Source organism: Alkalihalobacterium sp. APHAB7, from assembly GCF_048323755.1.
Lineage (GTDB): Bacteria > Bacillota > Bacilli > Bacillales > Bacillaceae_F > Alkalihalobacterium.
The window spans coordinates 78392-102813 of record NZ_JBLWFS010000010.1; the positions used below are offsets into that span (position 1 = coordinate 78392).

Annotated in this window: 23 protein-coding genes; 19 read left to right on the forward strand and 4 right to left on the reverse strand. The window is 37.4% G+C overall.

All coding sequences use genetic code 11. From position 1 onward, the window contains the following. Nucleotides 1-12: 12 nt before the first annotated feature. On the reverse strand, nt 13-1518 hold the full coding sequence (gene yfcC / locus ACNSTQ_RS12080) for a putative basic amino acid antiporter YfcC (RefSeq protein WP_418200142.1): 1506 nt from the start codon (nt 1516-1518) through the stop codon (nt 13-15). Nucleotides 1519-2112: 594 nt separating this feature from the next. On the opposite strand from yfcC, the gene ACNSTQ_RS12085 reads away from it, so the two are divergent. From ACNSTQ_RS12085 to ACNSTQ_RS12125, 9 genes are all read left to right on the forward strand, one after another. After that, nucleotides 2113-2316 (forward strand): hypothetical protein, encoded by a 204-nt coding sequence (locus tag ACNSTQ_RS12085; protein ID WP_418200070.1) that lies wholly within the window; start codon nt 2113-2115, stop codon nt 2314-2316. Nucleotides 2317-2401: 85 nt separating this feature from the next. After that, nucleotides 2402-3205 carry an SMI1/KNR4 family protein gene (locus ACNSTQ_RS12090; protein WP_418200071.1) on the forward strand — a complete coding sequence of 268 codons (804 nt, stop codon included), beginning with the start codon at nt 2402-2404 and terminating at the stop codon, nt 3203-3205. Nucleotides 3206-3374: 169 nt separating this feature from the next. Beyond that, the gene (locus ACNSTQ_RS12095) at nt 3375-4118 is read left to right on the forward strand and encodes a class I SAM-dependent methyltransferase (RefSeq protein WP_418200072.1); all 744 of its coding nucleotides are present in this window, start codon (nt 3375-3377) and stop codon (nt 4116-4118) included. Between the two features lie 278 nt (nt 4119-4396). After that, entirely contained in the window at nt 4397-4996 is a 600-nt protein-coding gene (locus ACNSTQ_RS12100) for a class I SAM-dependent methyltransferase (protein ID WP_418200073.1), read from the forward strand. Nucleotides 4997-5147: 151 nt separating this feature from the next. After that, nucleotides 5148-5579, forward strand: a complete 432-nt coding sequence (locus ACNSTQ_RS12105) for a hypothetical protein (protein WP_418200074.1) — start codon at nt 5148-5150, stop codon at nt 5577-5579. A gap of 279 nt (nt 5580-5858) precedes the next feature. Beyond that, nucleotides 5859-6650, forward strand: a complete 792-nt coding sequence (locus tag ACNSTQ_RS12110) for an IucA/IucC family C-terminal-domain containing protein (RefSeq protein ID WP_418200075.1) — start codon at nt 5859-5861, stop codon at nt 6648-6650. 168 nt (nt 6651-6818) lie between these two features. Then, entirely contained in the window at nt 6819-8762 is a 1944-nt protein-coding gene (locus ACNSTQ_RS12115; protein WP_418200076.1) for an IucA/IucC family protein, read from the forward strand. A gap of 98 nt (nt 8763-8860) precedes the next feature. After that, nucleotides 8861-9256, forward strand: a complete 396-nt coding sequence (locus tag ACNSTQ_RS12120) for a rhodanese-like domain-containing protein (protein ID WP_418200077.1) — start codon at nt 8861-8863, stop codon at nt 9254-9256. 263 nt (nt 9257-9519) lie between these two features. Further along, entirely contained in the window at nt 9520-10017 is a 498-nt protein-coding gene (locus tag ACNSTQ_RS12125) for a nucleoside deaminase (protein ID WP_418200078.1), read from the forward strand. A 436-nt stretch (nt 10018-10453) separates the two neighbouring features. Here ACNSTQ_RS12125 and ACNSTQ_RS12130 read toward each other — a convergent pair whose 3' ends face one another. Together ACNSTQ_RS12130 and ACNSTQ_RS12135 are read right to left on the reverse strand one after the other, a co-directional pair. Continuing rightward, a complete protein-coding gene (locus ACNSTQ_RS12130; protein ID WP_418200079.1) occupies nt 10454-12142 on the reverse strand; it encodes a formate--tetrahydrofolate ligase in 1689 nt (562 codons plus the stop codon). 594 nt (nt 12143-12736) lie between these two features. Then, nucleotides 12737-13987 (reverse strand): erythromycin esterase family protein, encoded by a 1251-nt coding sequence (locus ACNSTQ_RS12135; protein ID WP_418200080.1) that lies wholly within the window; start codon nt 13985-13987, stop codon nt 12737-12739. 277 nt (nt 13988-14264) lie between these two features. On the opposite strand from ACNSTQ_RS12135, the gene ACNSTQ_RS12140 reads away from it, so the two are divergent. From ACNSTQ_RS12140 to ACNSTQ_RS12175, 8 genes are all read left to right on the forward strand, one after another. Next, nucleotides 14265-15260, forward strand: coding sequence for a helix-turn-helix transcriptional regulator (locus tag ACNSTQ_RS12140; RefSeq protein ID WP_418200081.1), 996 nt, complete (start codon nt 14265-14267; stop codon nt 15258-15260). Nucleotides 15261-15402: 142 nt separating this feature from the next. Beyond that, nucleotides 15403-15975, forward strand: coding sequence for a TetR/AcrR family transcriptional regulator (locus ACNSTQ_RS12145; RefSeq protein ID WP_418200082.1), 573 nt, complete (start codon nt 15403-15405; stop codon nt 15973-15975). A gap of 140 nt (nt 15976-16115) precedes the next feature. Beyond that, entirely contained in the window at nt 16116-16988 is an 873-nt protein-coding gene (locus ACNSTQ_RS12150) for an SDR family oxidoreductase (RefSeq protein ID WP_418200083.1), read from the forward strand. Nucleotides 16989-17003: 15 nt separating this feature from the next. Continuing rightward, entirely contained in the window at nt 17004-17405 is a 402-nt protein-coding gene (locus ACNSTQ_RS12155) for a hypothetical protein (protein WP_418200084.1), read from the forward strand. 286 nt (nt 17406-17691) lie between these two features. Continuing rightward, nucleotides 17692-19020, forward strand: coding sequence for a DUF4139 domain-containing protein (locus tag ACNSTQ_RS12160; RefSeq protein ID WP_418200085.1), 1329 nt, complete (start codon nt 17692-17694; stop codon nt 19018-19020). A 169-nt stretch (nt 19021-19189) separates the two neighbouring features. After that, nucleotides 19190-19903 carry an SIR2 family NAD-dependent protein deacylase gene (locus ACNSTQ_RS12165; RefSeq protein WP_418200086.1) on the forward strand — a complete coding sequence of 238 codons (714 nt, stop codon included), beginning with the start codon at nt 19190-19192 and terminating at the stop codon, nt 19901-19903. A gap of 47 nt (nt 19904-19950) precedes the next feature. Next, a complete protein-coding gene (locus ACNSTQ_RS12170) occupies nt 19951-20436 on the forward strand; it encodes a hypothetical protein (RefSeq protein WP_418200087.1) in 486 nt (161 codons plus the stop codon). 177 nt (nt 20437-20613) lie between these two features. After that, complete coding sequence (locus tag ACNSTQ_RS12175; RefSeq protein WP_418200088.1) at nt 20614-20997, forward strand: hypothetical protein; 384 nt, start codon at nt 20614-20616, stop codon at nt 20995-20997. A 246-nt stretch (nt 20998-21243) separates the two neighbouring features. Here ACNSTQ_RS12175 and ACNSTQ_RS12180 read toward each other — a convergent pair whose 3' ends face one another. Then, entirely contained in the window at nt 21244-22596 is a 1353-nt protein-coding gene (locus ACNSTQ_RS12180; protein ID WP_418200089.1) for a cytochrome P450, read from the reverse strand. Nucleotides 22597-22857: 261 nt separating this feature from the next. Between ACNSTQ_RS12180 and ACNSTQ_RS12185 the strand changes: the two genes are divergently transcribed. Next, a complete protein-coding gene (locus ACNSTQ_RS12185; RefSeq protein WP_418200090.1) occupies nt 22858-23328 on the forward strand; it encodes a hypothetical protein in 471 nt (156 codons plus the stop codon). Nucleotide 23329: 1 nt separating this feature from the next. Further along, nucleotides 23330-24343 carry an alpha/beta fold hydrolase gene (locus ACNSTQ_RS12190; RefSeq protein WP_418200091.1) on the forward strand — a complete coding sequence of 338 codons (1014 nt, stop codon included), beginning with the start codon at nt 23330-23332 and terminating at the stop codon, nt 24341-24343. The last annotated feature ends 79 nt before the right edge of the window (nt 24344-24422 follow it).

A 24422-nucleotide genomic window follows, 5' to 3' on the forward strand; every position in this document is an offset into this window, starting at 1 on the left:
CCTGCTTAATCTTTAATTGAAACCAATAAACGCAGCACCAATAACGAATAAAGACCCAAGTATAAATAATATAATTTGAAATTTAATTTGGAACCTTAACCATTTACTCCAATCAAGTCGTGCTACACCTAAAACGCCCATTAATGCTGCAGATGTCGGGACGATTAAGTTTGTAAACCCGTCACCCAGTTGATAAGCAAGAACAGCAACTTGTCTTGTTACACCAGCCATATCTGCTAACGGTGCAAGTAGGGGCATTGTTAATGCGGCTTGCCCAGTACCCGAAACGACAAAAAAGTTAAACGTTGATTGAAAGACAAACATTAACCAAGCTGAAAATTCAGTTGGTAACCCGTTAAACAATTGACCCGTATGGAATAATATCGTATTTAAAACAGAAGCTTGAGCAGGGTCGTCACCACCAAGAATGATGACAATTCCTTTTGCCATCCCGACAATTAAAGCTGCAGGTAATAAATCTTTAGCTCCGTTTTTAAAGCTGCCAGCAATGTCATTTATATTCATATTATTTAATTTGAAAATTACACCAATAACCCCCGCGACTAAACCAATGGTAAAAAATTGAGTCGCAATTTCTGGAATATAGTACGCGTGGTTGACAACACCCCATATGATCCAAGTGATTCCTAAAACTAAAGATAAAATAACTAAACCGTGACCAACGGTAAATTTAGCACTAATTTTTTCTTCACGAAAATCTTTTCTAAAGTGATCATCAGACTCATAAGATAGGGAAGATGTTGGATCTTTTTTAATTTTTGAAGCATAAATCATCGTGTAAATAATTCCGACTAATGTAAAGAAAGCCCACATCGCGATACGAAATGGAGATCCACTTAGTACGGGAACATCAGCTAGTCCTTGTGCGATGGCAACCCCAAATGGATTCATCCAAGATGTCGCAAAACCGATTTGAGTCGCAACATATGTAATCATAATGCCTGTGATCGCATCATAACCTAAGGCAATCACGAGCGGAATGAGAATGAGAGCAAATGCAATCGCTTCTTCTCCCATACCAAAGACTGCTCCACCTAATGAAAATAAAGTGAACATCACAGGAATGATTAACATTTCTCTTCCTTTTGTTCGTTTGATAACAGATAAAATCCCTTCTTCAACTGCCCCTGTTTTCATAATAACTCCAAATGAACCACCGATAATTAAAATGAAAGCAACGACGCCAATCGCCGATCCCCATTTACTACCAGAAACAAGTCCTTCAAAAAAATAATTTAAGAACCCTACACCACCACCCGGTTCAAATAAACGTACTCCATCTTTCACTGGATTTCCGTCTGGATCAACTACTACGGAGAAACTCTCAGGGTCTAATACTGTTCTTGTGGATTCAGTTCCTTGATACTCATATGTAATTTCTTTTGTACCAAATTCACCTAGTGGAATGAGGTAGGTTAGTAATGCGGCCGCTACCACTACGAAGAAGATAATGACAAAGGTATCAGGTGTTTGAAAACGCTTTCTACTTTTTGGCATTTTCAAAAAATCACTTCCTTTCAAAAATAAATAAATTCTATATTAATATTGCAAGAGTTGTGCCAGAACGGCGAAAAGGGTCTTAATCACGAAATTGTCAGTTAATAGCAGTATTTGTATATGTTTAGGGTTTTTATTGGTTCTTTTAGGTCTTTGATTGGTTATATAGGTTGTTTGATAACCATTAAATAAGAGAGTGGATTGCGATAAAAGTAAAAGAATAGATTAGTTTTAGAAAATTAACATAGCTCTTTGAATAGTACTTTTTCAAATCGGTTTCTTGGTCTATAACCAAGAAGACCTATAATAGGTAATTTTCCACAATAAACTCTTTAATATTACAATATATGGTACTATTAAATTAACTTCACTTCTTAGTTGGAATAAACTTAATCGTGGTTGAGAGGAGAACATCAAAAGTGGAACCAAAAGCAAGAAACATGAACCGAAAGCCGAGAATGGAGTGCGGTAGAGGGAGAAATTAGGAGAAAGCGTGAATCAAAGGCACACAATGGCGATCAGTAGAGGGGAAAACAGGTTCACAAAGATCTGCTGTCTCAGCAAAAACAAATGTGAAAGGAATAGTTTAAATAAATGCAATCAAAGAGAGCGTTATTTTCCCTTGTTTTAAGTTGCATCCTTTTTACCGGATGTTCAGTCGGGGAATACGAGTCGAAAAAACTGGAAACGATTAGTGCATTAAAGGCAGATCAAGAGGGAGTTGTTTTTATATCTACTGACATGGGTGAAACGGAAAAATTCTTAGAAACAATACCTGATATTGAGTATAAGAATTAGCTAGTTACTACAAGAGAAGCTCTTTTACTTCATCCAAAATAATATAATGACTAAGATCTTATTTAATTGTACATATGGAGGCACAATGAAAAGCATTTGGCAGAAAGATAATTATTTTTACACGTTAGAGCCTTTAACACAAAATATAGTTACACAAGCAGAGGAAAGTCTAAAAGTAAAATTACCGAAGTCCTATATCCAACTCCTGAATAAACAGAATGGTGGTCACATCAAATACACTACTTACCCTACCAACGAACCAACCAATATGGGGGAAAACTATATTCATGTTGACCACCTGTTAGGTATTGGTGAAAAGGATAGTATACTAGACAGTCAGTATTTAATTCAGGAATGGGGGCTGCCTAAGGATATTGTCATTTTATCAGGTGAGGGTGAATCCTGGATTGCTTTTGATTACAGGAATACGAAAGAAGATCCACTGGTCATTTACATAGAATGTGAGAGCGAAGAGGACAAGGTGATCAAGCTTGCAAACTCGTTTGAAGAGTTTTTAAACGGATTAACTTTGCATGATGATAGTCACCAAGAGTTAATAGATGATATTAATGAAGAAAATCAAAAATCGTGGACGACAGAAGCAATAGTTCAAGCATTGTCCTCCAATAATAATGAAGAAATCGTTCAAGCATTCAATTACCTGCACGCGCTTAAGAAGAAGCAATTGATAGAATTAAAATACATAACAATACTTGAAAACAAGATTATCGAACTACTTGGAAACAGTAATGAACAGATTAGAGAAATTGCTGCGCTATATGCTGTGCACTTTAATGAAAAACGATTATTTTCACCAGATTATATCGAACAAATTCTCAAAGTCCTTCGTGAAGATGAGAACTTAGCGGTTTACGTAGAAATGTTTTAATAATCTATTTAGACCAAAGATTGCTGACTCTCCACTTGACGGTACTTCAATTGCTAATTAAGATGGAAGTATCTTACTTAGGAGGGTTTTGTTTGAATCACTTCTGTTTAGAACTGGTAGGCGCCTTTTCTATATAATAATAAAATGATAGAGGAGCGTGTTTACGGATATGAGTCTATACTTTTTTGAGGCATTTGAAAATTTAATTAGGTTAGCACCAGGTAGCGAGACATCAACTAAAAAAGCTATTTCTATGCTAGATGTAGATGTAAAAGATCACCTGAGAATACTAGATATTGGATGCGGTACAGGAAGTCATACAATGATTTTGGCGGAAATGTTTCCTGCAGCCGATATCACAGCCATTGATACGCATGAAGGATTTTTAAATGAACTAAAGAAAAAAGTGGTAAAAAATCGTCTTGAAAATCGAGTTGAAGTAAGGAATGTATCGATGTTTGAGCTAGATTTTCCTTTAGAACATTTCGATCTCATTTGGGCAGAAGGTACGATCTATATCGCTGGGTTTCAAAATGGCTTAAGAGACTGGAAAAAGTACCTTAAACCGGATGGGTATCTTGTTTGTAGTGAAATCTCTTGGCTAAATAACCATCCTTCTTTAGAGTGTAAAACGTTTTGGGAGACAGCGTATCAAGAGATGGATACGATTGTAAATAAAATAACACAAGTCGAACAAAACAATTATCATTACCAATTTTCTTTTGGCCTTCCGAAAGAAGATTGGACAGTGCAATACTACAGTCCACTTGAAGCAAATCTCAATAAAATGGTGCAAAAATATCCACAAAACGAGGATGCTTTAAAAGTGGTGCAAATGTTGCGCGAAGAAATCGAACTGTACGATAAACATTCCGATGATTACAGCTATGTGTTCTATGGAATGAGAAAATAATAAAGTAGATTAAGGACGAGAAGGGCTGACGCAATCGGCCCTTTTTTACATTCAATGATTAAAAATTAAGGAAACTCTATCGATAAAGAATTAAAAATAAGTTGGACAAGAGCAATTCTGTAAACAGTTTAATTGAATTGATACCTATAGTGGTATAAGATGGGTTATATAAGTAACGGTATGAACATAACATAACGCTGTTTATTAGCATTAAACAAAAATATTTAATTAACGATTACCCGTAATAATAGCTAAGTGAATTGGGAGGAGTATCTAGAATGAGCGACTGGAATACACGTTTTAGTAGTGAAGAATATGTTTACGGAACAGAACCGAATGAATTTTTAAAAGAAATGCAGAAAAAGTTAAACCTTTCTGGCCAGGCTTTGGCAATTGCAGAAGGCGAAGGTCGTAATGCCGCCTTTTTAGCTGAACAAGGACTAAACGTTACGGCATGGGATTATGCGGAGTCAGGTTTACTTAAAACGAAAAAGTTAGCTGAAGCTAAAGGCGTATCAGTGAAGACGGAACTCGTTGACTTAAATGATGCCAAGTGGCAACCTAATCAATGGGATGAGATTGTTTGTGTTTTTGGACATTTTCCAGAAGAACTTCGAAAGAAAACACTTAAAGGTGTAAAAGAAGCAGTAAAGCCAGGAGGCTATTTTATTACCGAAGTTTATTCCCATTATCAAATTCCTTATCAAAGTGGCGGTCCACAAACCGTTGAGCTTCTTTACGAACCAGATGAGTTTTTACGGTGCTTTTCAGATTGGCGTATTGTCCACTTTTTTATGGGAGAAGTTGTTCGACACGAGGGGAAGTTACATAATGGATTGTCGCATGTCATTCAGTTTGTTGGACAAAAACCAGAGTAGATAACCGTATTTATAATAAAACTTAATATTAATTTCGATCATTCATTACTATGGTGTTTTTTACGGAATATTGATCAGAAAAATGAACAATCCGAAACTTTCTTTCTACTTATACACATTGTACGAAATCAAAAATGATAGGGGATAAGAAATGGAGAAACTACAAAGATATCTTTTTATCTCTATTATTTTGATAGTTGCTGTCGGTATAGCCTCCATGTTGTGGAATGCATATGAAAACGAGCCGGAACTGACCATTCCAGAATGGGGGATGGTTCCTCATAATGATACCGACTATGCTTATGCAGTACTCATTTTAGATGAAAAGCATAAACAAGTGAAAACTTTAGATGAGGTAAAAGTGGGGAGTACGTCAATATTAGACCAATATGGGATTGCAGCAATACCTCAGCGTTTTCCTAACTTGTGGGAGCAACAAGAAAAATTACAGTTTCCCCTTGAACTGGAGCCTAATACCGAATACCATATTATCTTGTCTTCGAAGGACGATGATTTTTTCGAACAGGTGGACGAATATGGAATCGATATGTACTTTAATGACTTTTGGTATAATGTCAACTGATCTAAAATAGTTTTGACATACTACACATTCTTAATAGTATAATTAAAAATCTTTAATAAAAAGACGACGAAAACCAATAAGGTCTTCGCAGTCTTTTTGTTTGTATACCGATTTGTATGAACTTATTTTTTCTAATTATCGCTTAATAATTGACAATGATTATCATTACAGATACGATTGTACTGTACTAAAAACTGACTAAAGAATAGGTGAACGACACCTGTTATAAATAAAGTGGCACGAGAAGGCGACTAATGCTTAACGTTTTTGGAGGTTCGTATGTGTACTCAATTGATGTCATTGGAAGAACAGCAAAAATTGGCAGACTACCGGGTTTGTTTTGAGGAAGAAAGCGCATCAATGTTAAACATTGATGTCATCGATCTGTTTGATAAGGAAAAGCTCCTATCTTTTTTAGAAGAAGTACAAGAGGAGTTACAAGCTCCAGACTTGATGGTCACGGGTTCTGCCTTTTCAAAACGATACAGTTACCTTATTATTGCCTCTGCGTTTTATTCGTTTTTAATGTTTAATAAAAAATTAAAGATGTCGCCTGAAAATTTAGCGATTTTATCTTCTACTTCTCAAGAGAAATGGTTACCTCGTCTTTTCTTTAATGATCAGACGGCTTACATACCTGAGACAAAAGAGGATCGTAAAACTTGCAGGGATGATTTAATTAAAGAGCTTTTCGTTGATCATTTAAGTCCTTTATGGGACAATATTTCAGAGCTTTGTAAAGTTCCAAAGCCCATTTTGTGGGAAAATACAGCGATTTATTTATTTTGGATTTTCGAGACGCTACTTAAGCGGGACGATCTTGCCCCAGAGTTAAGGGATATAATTCAACTTGATTTTGATTATTTTCTTTATGCGACCGAACATTCCATTTTTAAAGAATACAAAAGTCACCCAATCACTGGTTTCTATTGTGATATGACAAGCCTGGGGGGACAAGCTGTTCGAATACGAAAAACATGCTGTCTCTATTATGCTCTTTCTGAGGAAGGGAAAATGTGTAAAGGCTGTCCACGAAGAGGAAGTTATCAGGCTTGTAACAATCTTGCCTAAATTCCCTTGAAACAAAAAGGATTCTGCTCCTTAAACTCGAATTCATTCATTAAACAGTGCTAGGGACGGTCAGCTTAGACATAAACATTAATAGGATTACATAACACAACAGCGGCTTATCGTTGTTGTGTTATTAGCAACCCTAAAAAGTAGAGTGGGAGTGGGTAAATGTTACTTACTGAATTAAATTTAGAAACAAAAGAAATGAAAATCCATGATTTCATTGCAACTTCATATCCAGAGTTAGTGAATACATATTTAACGATCGTACCTAAAGCGCGATTTATGATCATGGAGCGAATGATCAATGCCCTGTTAAGAGAAGGGTTTATTCAAAAAGATCAAGTCGAAACGCAGCTTTCACAGTCGAAGCCAATCGAATTAACTTTTCAAAAAGGCAAGATCATCATTCCAATCGCTGAGAAGTATAGTTATGATCGATATAGGCTTGGGGTAAATGTTACATTTGTTGATCATAAGCAGGCAGTTACTGAGGTTTTACACCCGATCTTTTTAGTGGAACTATTGAAAGAATATATGGAAGAGCAAAACATCACGTATTCCAATTTAGAGGGATTCCAGCTAGAGCTCGCCGATAGTGTGGCTAATATGGGATTAGGGTTGTTATTTCAGGAAACGAAATATGAAGAGCTGAAAACGATTAGTCAGAAAAACTACTGGCAAACGACGTTAGAGCTTATCAACGGCTTAGCAGTTACAGACCCAACTTTTGATCGGGCCTTATTTTTTGAGCAGTCTTGTGTGACAGGACACCAGCTTCACCCTTGTACGAAGTCCAAAGGTGGATTAACGATCGAAGAAGTTATGCAGTATTCTTCAGAGTTTGATCAAGTGGTTGAACTGTCTTTTGTGGCCCTTCATAAAGATGTCGTTTATGTAAATCCGCAGTTTGAACACCGACAAATGAACGAATTCTGGTCCAATGAATACCCGGCACTCTATGAATGTTTTATTAATAGTTGTATAGAAAAAGGAGTAAATGCTGACGAATACGTCGTTTTACCTGTTCATCCGTGGCAGAAGGATCAAACATTACCGGAATTATATGCAAGTGAGTTAGAAAAGGGCGATATCTTTTTTATTGACAATTATAAGCTCCCAACAAAGCCGACGTTGTCAGTCCGTACGGTTGCACCGATTTCTGTCGATAAAAAATACCACCTTAAATTACCGATCAACGTACAGATGACTAGTGCTGTCCGAACGATTTCTCCAAACTCTGTCCATAATGGTCCAGAGTTAACAGGCATTATAAAAACCATTTTAGAAAGAGAAGAATACTTCAACGGAACATTTGGCGTTGCAGGTGAAGACTTTGGCATACGTTTTAACTCCACAATCGAAAATGACACCCAATCGTATCATCGAAATAAAAATTTATCACTGCTCATTCGTCCCAATCCGGAGTCGCTCGTCAATGAAGATCAAACTGTAATGGTCGCCTGTGGATTATACAGCCCGTCTCCTGTTTCAAACCGTTTAGTCGTGTATGAGATTGTCGATCAATTCAACTTGCGCCGTCCGTCCCATTCCTTAGAAGAGAATGTAAAATCCTTCTTTAAAAAATATATCGATGTCGTTCTTTCTGGAATTATTCCATTGATGACCCGCTATGGGATTGGCCTAGAAGGACATTTACAAAATTCATTGATCGTGTTTAAAGACGATGAGCCTGTTAAAGCGTTGATTCGAGATTTAGGCGGTGTAAGGGTTTATAAAAAAAGATTAGAACAACAAGGGGTACCTGGTACCTTTTATCCTAATTCCGTTACGATTGGTGACGATTTTGTTGAAATGCAAAACAAGGTCATCCATACGGTGTTCCAAAGTCACATCGGTGAGCTTACGGCTCATTTAGCGAGACAATATCCGATTGATGAGCAAGAGCTTTGGGATGTTGTAAGAGAAGTGTGCATCGACATTTTCATCGAACTTAAACAGGATAATACCTTACGAGAAGATATAGAAATGGATATGGCGGCGTTGCTTGGCCAAACGGTGGAAACAAAGGCATTAACCATTATGCGGTTAAAAGATGATGTGACCGATTATGCCTATATCGGTGTACCTAATCCGTTGTATAGAAGATAAAGGTTTAATATAAGAAATTAAGGGCAATAAAATAAGGGTATCGAATAGAAAGTGTTCGGTACGTCAATAATGTTGTTGTTAAAAATGGAGGGATTTTCATGGCATTAACGTTTAAACAAATGGTGGGAACGGCTAAAGAAAATGTTTCTGGCATTTCTTCAGCTGACGCACGCGAAAAGATGAATCAAAACCCAAATACACTGGTCATTGATGTTCAGGACGCAGCAGATGCAGGTGCTTGTGGTTTAATTCCAAGCAGCATGAACATTTCACTAGGAATGTTACCGATCCGAGCAGATCTTGAGTTACCAGAACACCTAAGAGCATCTGAATTAGCAGATCGTAGTCGTCCAGTCATCGTCACGTGCGGGGCAGGCGGTCAAGCCGCTCTTGGCGCCTATCTTTTAAAGCAAATGGGCTTTGAAGATGTAGCCTACATAGAAGGTGGAACGACAGCTTGGAAAAATGAAGGGTTTGAAGTAGAGAACGCTTAATCATAAGGTATTGAGGTCTATTTTCTTAACAACAAGTAAAAAAATGACGATCGACCAGTTAAGGTTTGATCGTTATTTTTTTGCCTATTTTTGGCTTAATCTGGAATGAAATTAGCACTAGAGTAGGAAAATATAAGGGCCTTAGAGAGGAAGCTTTTATATCATGAAACGTTGTTGAAGAGTTACTCATCTACCTAGAAACGATGAGATATAATTAGAAAGCCACTCAACTATATCCATGAAATAATGAAGGAGGTAAAAATGTGATCGTCAACTTTAATGAAATTAACCATCACTTTTATATGCAAGTGGCATTAAAGGAAGCTGAAGAAGCTGGTAAGCGCGGGGATACACCAATCGGTTCGATCATTGTACATAATGATGTGGTTATATCACGAGGTTCTAATCGGACGTTCACACAAGGAAATGATTTAGCGCATGCAGAAATCAATGCAATGAATAACTGCAACGCTTTCCTTAAACAAAATGCTTTGAACTGTATCCTGTACACAACCGTTGAACCGTGTATGATGTGTTTATCTACGATAATTACTGCAAACATTAGAAACGTTGTCTTTGCCTTAGAGGATAAAAGCTTGGATATGGAGCATTTTATAAATTCGAACACTTTCATAAATAAACGTTTGCAAAACTATCAAGGTGGGGTGCTGTCAGATCAATCGGCGCAAATTTTGAGAAGCTATAATTCACATTTAGCTACGATTATGATAAATGGGTTAGAGGCAGAGCCATTACCGTGAGTGGTTGCGGTTTTAGGGTGAAGCAAGTAGTCTAGTGGTAGTATGTAAGTTGAGGTTATCGGGTGAACAAAGTGCCAGGGGTGACAAGTGAGTTATCGGGTGAACAAACTGCCGGGAATGAAAAGTGAGTTATCGGATAGACAAAGCGTCAGGGATAAAATTGAGTTTAGAGGACTGAGAGGCCTTTATTTATGCAAAAACTGCCCATTTTACTCTTTTGGAGGACTCAGAGGCCTCTATTTTACTTATAAGCCACGGTTTTCTCCTGAATATCAGTGAATAAGGGCCTGTGAGTCCGCTAAATTCTAGAAATCGATGCTTTAGTGCCAAATAAGAGCCTGTGAGTCCTCTTAAATTACATTACAGGTAATTGACGAACGAGCTTTCAACATGAAAACCGCATGGGAAGCGAATCCCACACGGTTTAGAGTATTATCTAGAACAGCCCTAAAGCACGACCGTCTTCATCGACATCCATCTTTAACGCAGCTGGTTCTTTTGGAAGTCCAGGCATTGTCATGACATTACCAGAAAGAGCGACGAGGAAGCCAGCTCCAATTGAAGGTTTGAATTCGCGGATCGTAATTGTAAAGTCAGTCGGCCTACCGAGCTTCGTTGGATCATCTGATAGAGAAACTGGAGTCTTTGCCATACAAATCGGCAAGTTATCCCAACCTAATGCTTCATACTGGGCCATTTGCTTTTTGGCTTTATCGGAAAACTCAACTGTTTTGGCTCCATAAACGGTTTGGGCAATTTTTAAGATCTTATTTGGAATCGAGTCACTCACATCATATAACGGTTTGAACGAATGAGTATTTTGCTCCATAGCTTGAAGAACTTGTTGAGCTAGTTCGAGTCCACCTTCACCGCCTTTTTCCCAAACTTCAGTAAGGGCAACCGCGTATCCTTCTCCACTACAAAATGCTTTTAAAGTATCTACTTCTTGGTCTGTATCTGACGTAAATCGGTTAATCGCAACAACAAACGGCAAGTTAAATGCTTGGATTGTTTCGATATGTTTCTGTAAATTACTTAATCCAGCCTTTAACGCTTCGATATTTTCCATATGTAACTCTTGTTTAGAAACGCCGCCATGCATTTTTAACGCTCGAATCGTTGCTACGATGACAACAGTTTCTGGCTTTATATCAGCAAATCGAGATTTAATGTTTAAGAACTTTTCAGCTCCTAAATCAGCACCAAATCCTGCTTCAGTAATGACAATATCGCTCAACTTCTGCGCCATTTTCGTTGCGATGACACTATTGCAGCCGTGAGCAATATTTGCAAATGGTCCGCCATGGATTAACGCCGGTGTGTGTTCAATCGTTTGTACGAGATTTGGTTTAATCGCATCCTTTAATAAAAGCGTTAGAGCGCCTTCTACGCCGAGGTCTGCAACGGTTACAGGTTCTTGATCGAAATTGTAAGCGACAACAATTTTTGCTAAACGTTGTTTTAAGTCTTTCAAGTCGGTGGCTAAACAGAAAACAGCCATAATTTCTGAAGCGACCGTAATATCAAATCCATCCTCACGTGGTACCCCTTGAATAGGGCCTCCTAAACCAACCACGACTTGACGTAAGGCACGGTCATTTAGGTCCACAACTCGTTTCCAGACAATCCGTCTCGTATCAATACGAAGCTCGTTTCCTTGGTGAATGTGGTTATCTAAAAAGGCCGCTAATGCATTATTCGCGGTTGTAATCGCATGAATATCGCCAGTGAAATGGAGGTTAATTTCTTCCATAGGTAACACTTGCGAGTATCCTCCACCTGCAGCACCGCCTTTAATCCCCATCGTTGGTCCAAGCGATGGTTCACGTAAAGCAATCATTGCGTTTTTACCTAGCTTGTTTAAAGCTTGTCCTAAACCAACCGTTACTGTTGATTTTCCTTCACCGGCCGGGGTTGGGTTGATCGCCGTAACTAACACGACTTTTCCGTCTGGTTGATCAGCGAGACGCGTCATTATATCGAGTGAAATTTTTGCTTTATAGTGACCATGTAACTCTAATTCTTCATCTAAAATGTTAAGCTGTTCTTTAAATTGTTGAATGGGCTTTAATGTTGCAGCTTGCGCAATTTCTATATCTGATTTTATTTTTTTATTTGTCTTCATAGTTCATCCCTTCTCCACTCGTAACAGTAAATTGATGTATCTCAGAAAAGTATATTCGGGCCCCTACTTAAATATAGCAAAATAGGTATAAAAATCAAAGGAAATCAAAGAGAGGATTGGGAAGTAAGCTGGAGGTGTGACTTACTTTAAAGCGTTAAAAGGTGAGGGAGAGCTAAATGATATTTTGAAAAAGTAAATGAGATAGAGCTGGGAGTGTTCATTCACCAAATTATTTTTTCTCATAGAATGTTGCTCCTTGCTTGGTCGAGAGCCAAGCAGAGGCTCGTCTCTTCAGCTGTACGTGAGGGATTGAAAGCAACTAAGGTTGGGAAAACAGCCAAACACAGAAAGAAACTTCACTATAAAAGTGAAGTAATTGAGGAGAAATGATAATAATAGTGGCCTCTTCTTAGGAGGAATAACATGAAGGAGTTTGTTATCCGATAGGTTTAACGAGGCCAGATTAAACCTTTAAATTATATATATGTTTAGATCCTTAGTTTTATGACTAAAGTAAATGAAATTCATATAAAATTTTATAGATCGAAAAATGCACGCCATATTTTGTTAAAAATTAGCGCTCAAAATACTCTTTTAAAGCGGGGAAAGAGCTGTTGTTTTATCGATATGAATAAAGGCATCGTAACGTTGGGATATCCGGGATGGAACATAATTGCCGTGATGTTCAAGTTCAGGATGATAAACAACTCCAATCGCACGATGGCCAATCACATTAGAGAAAAGCTCTTTATTCTCTTCTGTAAACAGTAAAAATTGGTTAGATGCATTTGCATGATGAAGTACTTCTTCCCAGCTGCCTCTAACGCCTTGAGGGACAGTCATAACTTGAGCAGGTGAACCCCATTCCGTTCCCGCAATAACAGTACCTTCGTATGTACCAAACCCTACCGCATACACTTGATTTTCCCCGAAAACCTCTCGAGTTAATTGTCCGACATTGACCATTCCCTCTTTAGCCATATCGGTAGCGCGCGCATCGCCAATATGGGTGTTATGTTCCCAGACAATGCCCTTAGCAGAAGAGCCATAAAACTCACTAATATGTTGTAGCGCTTCGACCATATGACGATCGCGAATATTCCATGACTCATTATCGTTCGTCACCATCGTGTGGTAATAATGTTCAGCATTCATAGCTGCGATCGCATTAATATTCATATTTAAGTTTGCTTCAGGATCCTGATCGTACATCTTCTTGTTTTCTTTTATAGTTGATAACAGTTCCATCACTTCACTCATGCAGTCTTCGCCATAAAAGGCCGCTGAAATCCCATAGTTTTCAGGTTTCCTGTGATAAGGTTCAAAGCATTCGATTGCTTGTAGCGCTATGTCCAAATCAGGGGATTTAATCTTTTTTAAATAATCAACAATCGCTTCCATAGACTCCCATAAGCTATACACATCTATTCCGTAAAAGCCTATTTTTCGATCGGTTTGTTGTTGATTGTAAGCGTGAAGCCATTCGATGAGATCGACCATTTCGCGGTTCGCCCACATCCAACTCGGCCAACGCTTGAACGATTTTTTTAATACATCTTCAGCACTTGAGTACTCGGGGGCCATTCCTTTAATGTAACGATTGACTTCATAACAAGCAGGCCAATCTCCCTCGACGGCAATAAAGGAAAATTGATGCTCTTGAATGAGCTGCTTCGTAATGTCAGCCCGGACTGTATAAAATTCACTCGTTCCATGACTCGCTTCACCGAGCAGTGCATACTTCGCTTGACCAGCTTTCTGGATTAACGGTTCGAGGTCCGCTGTCTTATTAAATGGAACCGCATGTTTTTTAATATGGTCAGTTAATTCGCTTGTTGTAATCAATTTCTTCACCTCGGGCTTAGTATGAGCGGGAATGAGCCAAGGAATTCCAGTTGGTGGAGGAAAGAAGAGGTGGGGTGGGAAATTAAAAAATGGGAGAAAGCGTTAATTAGAGTATCTAAAATCTTGTAGCTTAAGGACAATGGTTTGGAGACTTCTATTGAATACCTAATTTGTTCTTAATAATAAACTGTAAACACCTTTTAAAATCCTTAACGACACCTTTAAGTAATAACGCTATAATAAACCTATAAATCCATTCTCCATGGAGGTTACCTCGATGAATGAAAAGCAATCGACAAAACAACGACTATTGATCATTAGGGATTTGTTGAAAAAATACACCGACGAACAGAATGAACTAACAATAAGAGAGTTAGTAGACTTGTATTATGAAAACACGGAAGAGACGGTGGGGCATAAGGCAATCCGAGACGACCTCAAAGAGTTAGCAGAATCAGGTCTGTTTGATGTTATAGAAAATCACGAAAAAAACGGGGTTGAAAAATATTACAGCCACCAAACCCGCTTATTCGAAATTCATGAGTTACGCCTTTTAATTGATGCTGTTTCTTCAGCGAAGTTTATCACGCAATCAGAAACCGAAAATCTAGTAAATAAATTAAAAAAGATGACGAGTTATCATCTAGCAAAACAACTTGAAAATCGAATTTTACTACCAGCTGGTACAAAGACAGAAAATAAGAGTGTCAGAAATACGATCAACTCCTTGCATGAAGCCATTTGGAAACAACAGACGATCCAATTTCAATATGGAAAATATAATCTTTCCAAAGAATTTCAACTGAATAGAAATGGAGATTCTTATCTGGTTAAACCGTATGCCCTTGTCTGGAATAATGAATTTTACTATCTGATTGGCGAGTTTGTTCCAGAAGGCGATATTCGTCATTATCGAATTGACCGAATGCGAAATGTTGGGGTGACTGAGAATACGTTTATTCTCGATCCTCATTTTAATATGAATCATTATGCGCAAACCTTGTTTCACATGTACTCGGGAGAAGAAAGAAGCATTGAGATTGAGTTCGTTAATCAATTACTTAATGTGGTGATCGATCGGTTTGGTTTAAATGTAAATATTCGTCCACATACAGAAGATACGTTTCGAATAACGACCAATGCGGTAATTAGTGACGGATTAGTGCGCTGGTTGCTAACATGGGGCAGCGACGCAAAAGTACTTACGCCACCGTCATTGGTTGAACGGATGAAAACAGAAGCGGAAAAGCTGTATAAACAGTACCAGCAATAACTTAGATTACATTATAAGCACACGTAAAACGCAATAAGAATAAAAAACCACAGCCTGTTTAGTTTAAATAATGTTGACAAAATGAACAGAACGCAATAAATTATATATAGACCAGTTGTTATAATTTCAAGGTGGTAGTTGTATGAGTGAACAGAAAAAATCGTCTAAAGAAAAAATTATAGAAACTGCCTCAAGGCTATTTCAAACCCAAGGATACCATGCGACAGGACTCAATCAGATTACAAAAGAAAGCGGATCACCTAAAGGATCTTTGTATTACTATTTCCCAGAGGGGAAAGAACAACTTGCCAGTGTTGCAGTCGAACGGACTGCTGAATTAGTTTCCAACCGGATAAAAGAAGGGTTGAAGAAAAGTAAAGACCCGGCCGAAGCTATTCAAAATTTCATAAATGATTTAGCAGATGCCTTTGAAAATCGAGAGTCCCAACAAGGATTACCAGTTGCGGCAGTAGCATTAGAAACTGCACATTCAAGTGAAGTCATTCGTCTATCATGCCAAAAAGCTTATGAAACATGGCACCAAGTCTTTGCGGAAAAGTTATTAGATAGTGGTTTTGAAAAAGAAAAAGCATTGGAGCTTGGTTTAGTCATCAATGCGATGATTGAAGGTGCATTTATTAATGTGTTTACAAAAAAAGATAGTGAACCGTTACGTCAAATCGCCCGTTATATTCCACTTTTGTTAGCTAAATGAGAAGGTGTACTTTATAAAAAAAGTAGACCTTTTATTTTAGACCTTTATTATATAGACTGGTCTACTAACAAAATGAGACTACATCATTTTAGATACTAGACATTTATCAAAAATAAAACTGAAGGAGGAGGAGTATTATCATGAGTCAATCGATTCTAGTGACAGGTGCAACAGGAAATATCGGTTATTATGTTGCAAAAGAGTTAGCAGAAAATAAACAACATGTTCGAGTGGCCGTTCGCAATGCAGAAAATGAAAGACGAACTTTTGCTAACCTGAATGTTGAAATGGTTGAATTTGATTTTCTTAAGCCCGCAACGTTTACACAAGCACTTGATGGAATTCATAAAGTCTTTTTAATAAGACCGCCTCAACTTGCCGACCCGAAAAAAGATATGCAACCATTTATCGATGCTCTAAAGAAAAATAACATTGAGCAAATAGTGTTTGTGTCACTAATGGGAGTAGAAAAAAATCCAGTTGTACCACATCGAAAAATTGAGGGTATGATCCGAGAAGCAGCGATTGGTTATACCTTTTTGAGATCGGGATTTTTTATGCAAAACTTAAATACTACGCATCGTGAAGATATTGCTATTCGAAATGAACTGTTTATGCCAGTAGGTAAAGCAAAGACAAGTTTTATTGATACAAGGGACATTGCATCAGTGGCAACGGTTTGTTTAACAGAGGAAGGACATATAGGGAACAGTTATACGTTAACTGGTGCTAAGGCGTTGGATTACGACGAAGTCGCAGAAATACTAACCAACACATTGGGGCGAGAGATTGTTTATAATAATCCTGGCGTACTTAAGTTTCGCCGAACGATCATACAAAGAGGAACAAAAAAAGAATTTGCCAATGTCATGACAATGCTTTACGTCCTAACGCGATTAGGAACAGCAGAAAAAGTAACGGCAGATGTGGCAAATATTTTAAAGCGGGAACCGATATCGTTTGAGCAGTATGCAGAAGATTTTAAAGAAGCTTGGAAATATATCGTTTACTAGGGGGAGAGAATTATAATGTACAAGGAAAAATTTACTTCGTATTTAAAAATAGGGGCACTCGCAGGAGTAATTACTACTATGCTTGTTAATGTTGTGTTTATTCTAATGGGATTGATTGTCGGACATGAAACCAATTTTATTGGCCAAGACCGTGATACTTTGTATATCGTCTTCATATCCTTTGCAACCTTTATGGCTTTATTTTTAGGTGGTATTATTTTTTACATGCTCCAAAAAACGACAAAGAAACAGTTGTTATGGTTTTCGATTGTTGTTTTACTAGGCTTTTTATTCAACACATATACAGCAGAAGTAGATCTACATGAGCAATATCAACTTACAGCTCATATCTTACATGTTTTTGTTGGAGGTTTAGCTATCTATTTAATACCGAAGCTTTCAAGAGAGAGACGTTAAAGAAAATACCAAAAAAGTAATAAATATAATTTTTATGATGAAACCGACTAACAGTATGTGTAGTCGGTTTTTCAGGTTTTGGTCGTATAGCCTACTTCAAAACACAACATGTATTTGCTTCTTTTTATAACCATACCCAAAAAAGGAAAAGGTCCCATCTTTCATCTGTGTAAAATAAGAGAAGAAATGGAAATCGAGAAAGTTCATCGAAATTTAATAATTGCACATAGGATAAAGTTTTCGTTTGCTCGAATAACATACTAATTGGAAAAAAGGAGAAATGACAATGAGACTGCAAACAACGAATGAGGATTGTCAAAAGCTTAGTATTACGATATATAATGATGGTTTCGGTCTTGTGAAAGAGGAAAGAAAGCTTTATAGTACGGATGCCATATCAGAAGTTCAATATGTGGATGTAGCTGAAAAAATAGAAACCGATTCTATCATTGTGAGTGGTCTAAAAGTAGAGGAATTTAATTTTGACTATGATCTTGTCAATCAAAGGAAACTTCTAGAAAAATACTTAGAACAAGTCGTTACGGTCCATGATAAAGAGCGGGGCGAAAAGACGAGACTTCGACTATTAAGTGTAACCGATGGAATAATTGGTGAAATAGTGGATACGAAAGAAATCATCATAAATCCTGCAGGTGAGCTCATTTTGCCTTCCTTGCCATCAGGACTAATGGTCAAGCCCGCTCTAATATGGAATATCAAGCCACAACGGTTGAACCATGAAATTAAAGTTTCGTATTTAACAAAAGGAATACAGTGGAACGGAAACTATGTTTTAGAGCTGCAACACAATACATTTCAACTCACTGGCTGGGTACAGATTAACAATCAATCTGGTACAACGTATAACCAAGCCCAATTAAAACTCATTGCGGGTGAAGTAAATCGCGTTCATGATATACGTGATTTTGATCACGATGAGCATGTCGTTTATAGTCAAATGTCAATCGAAGAAGAAGCCGAGAATTTCACTGAAAAAAGTTTTGCGGACCAGCATATGTACACCTTAAGCAGACCTGTGCAATTAAAAAATCAGCAAGAAAAGCAAATTAATTTTTTGAATATTGCAAACGGTGAATACAAAAAATATTACGTTGTTGATCGTTACACTGAACAACCACCGATTATGATTGAAATGATGAACAGTAAAGACAACCAAATGGGAATACCGCTTCCTAAGGGCAAAGTCAAAGTGTACCAGGAAGATGAAAGCGATCAAACGTTAGAGTTTATCGGGGAAGACGAAATTCCGCATACCCCGAAAGACGAATTAGTTACACTAACGATTGGAAAGGCATTTGATATTGTAACAGATAGTAAGGAAAAAAAGCGATACAGAGCGTATGATTTTGAGGGTGAGTATGAGTATGTCGATTACGAATACGTCATTAAAAATAAAAAAGATGAACCGGTTATGATGAAAATTGAACATACGATATACGAACGATGGTCGAAAATCATGAGAAGCAGTCATTCGTTTGAACAAGAGAACGCAAGACAGCTTGTATATTGGGTTGAAGTCCCTGCCAATCAAGAAACAATCGTTTCATTCACTTATGAAATCGACCAAGTGTTCCATGTAAAAGTGCATAAATAATAAGGATGTTGCTACTCATTTTCATGTTTTGAACAGCTCCCTTTTAACAAGGCTAGTACATGGAAAAGATGGGAATGTAAACTTGTTTTATAGGGACTCATTTTGTAAGTGGACAAATGATGGTTCATACCATCCAGGCAATGGAAACTATGATTCGGTGGTGATATCAGTGAACAAAATCGATCAACTTTATCAGGAATTAATGGATTCCAACCATACGGTCGTACTTACTGGTGCGGGTATGAGTGTGGAGAGCGGGATTCCAGATTTTCGCTCGAAATCTGGATGGTGGAAGAACATTGATCCTCTAACCGTGGCTACCGTCGATGCGCTAGAAGAAGATTATGATTTATTCCATGAGTTTTATTCAACTCGGCTTCAAACACTTGGAGACTGCAAGCCCCATGATGGACACCGTATACTCGCTAAATGGGAGCAAAAGAACCTTGTTCATGAAGTCGCAACACAAAATGTCGATGAGTTTCACATGATGGCTGGCAGCAAACAAGTAGATCAATTGCACGGCTCAATTCGGACGTTTCGCTGCCATCAATGTGGAAGTTCAGCAAGTTTTGAACAATTTAAAAACAAAGAAAGCTGCAGTATTTGTAACGGACAGATTCGCCCGAATGTGGTTCTCTTTGGTGAAATGCTGCCGGAACATGCGTGGAACAGCGCTCTTCATCACATCGAGCGAGCTGATCTTGTCATCGTCATTGGGACGAGTTTAAAAGTGTATCCTGTAAGTCAATTACCACAAATGACGCAGGGGAAAACCGTTTATATCAATAAAGAAGTGAATGACCATCACTCATTTTTTGATTTGATCATCGAAGGAAGCGCAAAAGAAATATTGCTCGCAGTCGACCAGTTAATTCGGTAAATAGTGTAGGTATTAAAAGACTAACCTAAAAACGGGAGGTATTAAGAGTGGATATTATCGATATAGCTAACCTTCGAATGGAGAAGATGGTCCATAAGGTTGAACATTATTTGAGAGAGTTTGACGATGATTACGAATATTGTTTTATAAAAGATTATGAATTGCTGTTTGACGAATTTAAAAGTCAATCCATTCAAGTTGCGGATTGTTTTGTTACGCTGTTAGAGGTAAAAGATAAGACATTTCTTACCTCCTTACTTTTTCCGAAATCGTATGACGTCTTTGATATCGCCCGGTGGCTCGATTCTCATACCGTTTCTTACAATAACCGTGATCAGACGGGTTTTTTTGTTAAAAATGCAGGAAAGATTATCGAAGCCGTAAAATTCAAAGGCGCCCCAATCGTACTAGCAACCCGTGGAAAGGAAAAGCTGTATTATGACGCGGATCCTTTAGTAGAGGTAACAAAGCGTTATGAGCATTTTACTCAAATTGTAAATACTGCTGATGCAAATTCGATTCAAATGATATAGTGTGCAAGAAATATAAAAGCTATCGAATAGGTCCAGATATGAATCTTTTGATAGCTTGTTTTTTTACGGATCAACGAAAGTACAATATAAAGATCGATGATTTACGAAAAATAAATTCTTTTTTGGATAATTCTGTTAAACTACAATTGTAGGAAAAGGGGTGATCAAATTAAAAAATTGATCATTTTTATATTGCTAGGATTCGTAGCTGGGTATTACTTCACATCGTTGTTCGATCGAGGCTTCAAGGTTGAAATTCGCAACGAAACCAACTCAGAAATTTCGGGGATGTATCTAACCTACTATACTAGCATTCCTAACGTAGACATACCTGCAATACCAGCGAACAAAAAACATAAGTTGAAAGTCAAACCAACTGAAGATTTTAGTGAAACCTCGATGGAATTACAGTATCAGGATAAGCAGGGGAGACTGCATCAAGAAACGGTATTTGGCTATATTGAACAAGGTTATTCAGGAGAAGCAATTGTTACAATTCAGTCAGTAGATGAAGACGGGAAGCTACAAATCCAAGTGGAAGAGAATACATCGCTTTATTGATAGAGTAGTGCTATCAGTCCAATAGCATTATTCTAGCAATGTAATACAAACGCTTATTCTAAAGAAACAGTTAGTGTTTATGTTTCATCATCATTCATCACCATTCAGTTTTATCCCTAATGATTCGTGCTGCCCACTTAAAAAGAATTTGTAGTTTAGGTGACCGATTTTTTAGTCGTATGTAACTGAGAGTTGGAAAAATGGTGTCCACCTCTCATGAAAACTTACTATCAACCAATAACACATTTATTTTTTCGTCACAATCACTCTTATTCCTTGTTTCGGTCTCAGTGTTATGAGTGGTTGGGGTTTGATGTCGTGATGATCGGGAGCAAGTGTTAAGTTGAAACGCTGGAAAATAGAAGCTAAAACGAGAACAGCTTCCATGACCGCAAAATGATTACCAATACATACTCTCGGTCCGCCACCAAACGGAAAAAAAGCAAATGACGGCAATGTTTTTAATAAGTTTCCTTCAAATCTCTCAGGAATAAATGAAGTCGGGTCCTTAAAATAAAGCGGATTGCGGTGAACGACGTAGGGGCTCATTAAGATCATTTCGCCCTTCTGAAAAAAATAATCCCCAATTTCTACCTCATCCTCTACCTGTCTCCCAATGACATAGGCTGGCGGGAAGAGTCGAAGTGACTCCCAAAACACATTTTGTGTATAAGTCAGCTTACTAAAATCATCAGGTTGAATGTTCCGGTCACCAATTACTTCGCTAAGTTCTTCATTTAACTTTTTCATAACATGAGGATGCTGTGTGAGTAGGTACAGAGTCCAAGTCAGTGCATTGGCAGTCGTTTCGTGTCCGGCTAAAAATATCGTCATCAGTTCATCCATTAATTGCTGATCAGACATTCTCAGACCATTGACGTCAGAACGTGCTTTCATTAACATCCCCAGTAAATCTTCGTGTCTGTTTTTACTTTTTCTTCTTTCTTCAATGATGTTGGCTAAAGTTTGTTCCAGTTTATCGATGGATTTTTTATATTCCCTATTGTTTTTAGTAGGTAGCCAGAGCGGTAAGCGAACGATTGCACGCATTCTTTTAACTGCTAATTTCATATACGTTTCAATGGGTTGACCAATTGCTTGAGAACCTTCATCAAAGTTCATGCTGAACATTGTCTTTGTAATGATACCAAGTGTTACATTCATCATCTCTTTTGACATGAGGTATTCCCTTCCATCTGCCCAATGAGAAATATAATTAGCAGTTACGTCTATCATGTCCTGTGCGTAATGAGTAATATGAGCTTTTTTAAAAGCAGGTTGGATTTGTCGTCTCTGTTGCAAATGCAACTCTTTTTCACTTGTAAGGAGGCCTTCGCCGACAACGTCTTTTAATACGTTTAAGTCTTTAGATTTTATAAAGCTCTTTTGTTTCGTAACTAGGATTTCTTTAATTAAATCAGGATTTGAGACGTGATAGACTTTCTGAAAGGGACCTAAACGAAATTTAGCCACATCCCCATAGACATTAGATATTTGGGTAAGAAAAAGTAATGGATTTTTTTGAAATGCTTTGAGGTTGCCATATAACCAGCTGCCTCTTGGTCCGTTTATCTGATGCCAATCTCTTGAATTCTCCATACAACTGAACCCTCTCTTTTTTTAAGTCTGCTTTATTAGTGTATGAATAAAAATGATGTCCGCTTGTACAAATATCTACTCTATAAAATTATTGTTAATAAATAGGCCACCATGACCAAGAAGTAAACTATTGAGGATAGACAGTTGTGTCTGATGCCTAAAAATAGTCAAAAGTAGGCAAAATAGAAAACCAATCGGTAAAGATTTGAATAGTTTAAAAGTGTATCTTTTTTAGTATGAGAAAATAAGGAAGTGATACGATTGGTACAAAAGAAAAAAGTAAAACAACTACAAGCTTTAAAGCCGATAACTAAAAAAACTGAAGATACGATTAGTGGTGTTGTTCATAAGTTGCTAAAAGACCCGAAACTGGTTGAGGTTATAAAATTAGGGTCTAAATCACATTATGAATTTGTAAAGTTAGCTCGGGAGTATGCTGATGTGATAGCGTTACATTTAAACACACCAACCAAAGACGATGTAGCGAATGTTGCACAGCTAGTTAAACAACTAGAGGAAAAAATAGATAGTTTAGAAGAGAAACTTAATGACGCAGCAGGAGACGTAGAAAAATATACGCCAAAACATCATCAGGAACAGTATAGAAGTAACGATAAAGATAGGAAGAAAGTATGGAAGGATATGTTCAAACAAAACATGTTTGACACATCAGTTGATAACTCCTTAGTAACAAAAGAGTTACTTGAACGACTATTAGATCGGAGGAGATGATGTGAAAAATAAGCATGACAGAAGTCGGTTGAAATGCCAATCCACTGATAAAGATTATTTAGATTTAAAAGTGGGACAAACACCTAGAAAATTAATCTGGCGGTTAAATAAGGCCACATTATGGTACTATCCTTCCCAAGCTAAAAAGTTTAAAACTCCATTGTTACTTGTGTATTCATTAGTTAATAAATCATATATTCTTGACTTACATCCTGGAATGAGTATGATTGAAGCTTACCTAAAAGAAGGATATGATGTGTATTTACTCGATTTCGGTGAACCTGGATACGAAGATAAGAACTTAACTTTAGACGATTATATTCTGAAGTATATGGATCGAGCGGTAAAACGGACGCTACTACATTCTAATGCTGGAGAAATTTCTTTAATTGGTTATTGTTTAGGCGGGACACTTACAGCCATTTATGCAGCAATAGCTGAAACACCGATCAAAAACCTTATTATTTTTGCTACACCGATCGATTTTAGTAAATTAAATATCCCTCCAGACTGGAAGAATGCTTTACAGAAAAATGAATTTGAGTTAGATGAAATCATTGATGAGTATGGTATTATCCCGGCAAAAGTTGTTGAAAACGCAATAACCCTAGCAACAACTCCGTTTACGATTAAATCTAAATTATCTCTTAAAAAGAAACCAAAGAACTTGAAAATGAAGTTGTTATACCATTGGATTAATGATCAAATTGCATTTTCTGGAGCATTGCTTAAACAATTAATCAAGATGGTTTTGGGAAACCAATTAGTACATGATGAATTAGAGATTGGTGGAAAAAAAGTAAGAATAGCCAACATTAAAGCTAATACACTAGTTATATCAACAACGCATGATGAACTTGTTCCTGAAAAATACACAAAAACGATCATGAGTTTATTAACTTGTAAGGACCAAACATTCGAGAGAATAAATGGCGGTCATGTTACCATTGCCATGACGGGGAAAATACCTCATGTCTTGAAAGAATGGTTAATGAATAGGTCTACTCCCTTATAACGTAAACAATTAAAAATAGGCTGTTTAGTTCCGGGCTTCAATTGTTCTTTTCCGAAGCCCGTTTTTTTGTTTTCACATT

What these genes read in the sequence shown, in the direction of transcription:
- yfcC (WP_418200142.1), bottom strand. Translation starts at nt 1,518, where the DNA reads ATGCCAAAAAGTAGAAAGCGTTTTCAAACACCTGATACCTTTGTCATT.
- ACNSTQ_RS12085 (WP_418200070.1), top strand. Translation starts at nt 2,113, where the DNA reads ATGCAATCAAAGAGAGCGTTATTTTCCCTTGTTTTAAGTTGCATCCTT.
- ACNSTQ_RS12090 (WP_418200071.1), top strand. Translation starts at nt 2,402, where the DNA reads ATGAAAAGCATTTGGCAGAAAGATAATTATTTTTACACGTTAGAGCCT.
- ACNSTQ_RS12095 (WP_418200072.1), top strand. Translation starts at nt 3,375, where the DNA reads ATGAGTCTATACTTTTTTGAGGCATTTGAAAATTTAATTAGGTTAGCA.
- ACNSTQ_RS12100 (WP_418200073.1), top strand. Translation starts at nt 4,397, where the DNA reads ATGAGCGACTGGAATACACGTTTTAGTAGTGAAGAATATGTTTACGGA.
- ACNSTQ_RS12105 (WP_418200074.1), top strand. Translation starts at nt 5,148, where the DNA reads ATGGAGAAACTACAAAGATATCTTTTTATCTCTATTATTTTGATAGTT.
- ACNSTQ_RS12110 (WP_418200075.1), top strand. Translation starts at nt 5,859, where the DNA reads ATGTGTACTCAATTGATGTCATTGGAAGAACAGCAAAAATTGGCAGAC.
- ACNSTQ_RS12115 (WP_418200076.1), top strand. Translation starts at nt 6,819, where the DNA reads ATGTTACTTACTGAATTAAATTTAGAAACAAAAGAAATGAAAATCCAT.
- ACNSTQ_RS12120 (WP_418200077.1), top strand. Translation starts at nt 8,861, where the DNA reads ATGGCATTAACGTTTAAACAAATGGTGGGAACGGCTAAAGAAAATGTT.
- ACNSTQ_RS12130 (WP_418200079.1), bottom strand. Translation starts at nt 12,142, where the DNA reads ATGAAGACAAATAAAAAAATAAAATCAGATATAGAAATTGCGCAAGCT.
- ACNSTQ_RS12140 (WP_418200081.1), top strand. Translation starts at nt 14,265, where the DNA reads ATGAATGAAAAGCAATCGACAAAACAACGACTATTGATCATTAGGGAT.
- ACNSTQ_RS12145 (WP_418200082.1), top strand. Translation starts at nt 15,403, where the DNA reads ATGAGTGAACAGAAAAAATCGTCTAAAGAAAAAATTATAGAAACTGCC.
- ACNSTQ_RS12150 (WP_418200083.1), top strand. Translation starts at nt 16,116, where the DNA reads ATGAGTCAATCGATTCTAGTGACAGGTGCAACAGGAAATATCGGTTAT.
- ACNSTQ_RS12155 (WP_418200084.1), top strand. Translation starts at nt 17,004, where the DNA reads ATGTACAAGGAAAAATTTACTTCGTATTTAAAAATAGGGGCACTCGCA.
- ACNSTQ_RS12160 (WP_418200085.1), top strand. Translation starts at nt 17,692, where the DNA reads ATGAGACTGCAAACAACGAATGAGGATTGTCAAAAGCTTAGTATTACG.
- ACNSTQ_RS12180 (WP_418200089.1), bottom strand. Translation starts at nt 22,596, where the DNA reads ATGGAGAATTCAAGAGATTGGCATCAGATAAACGGACCAAGAGGCAGC.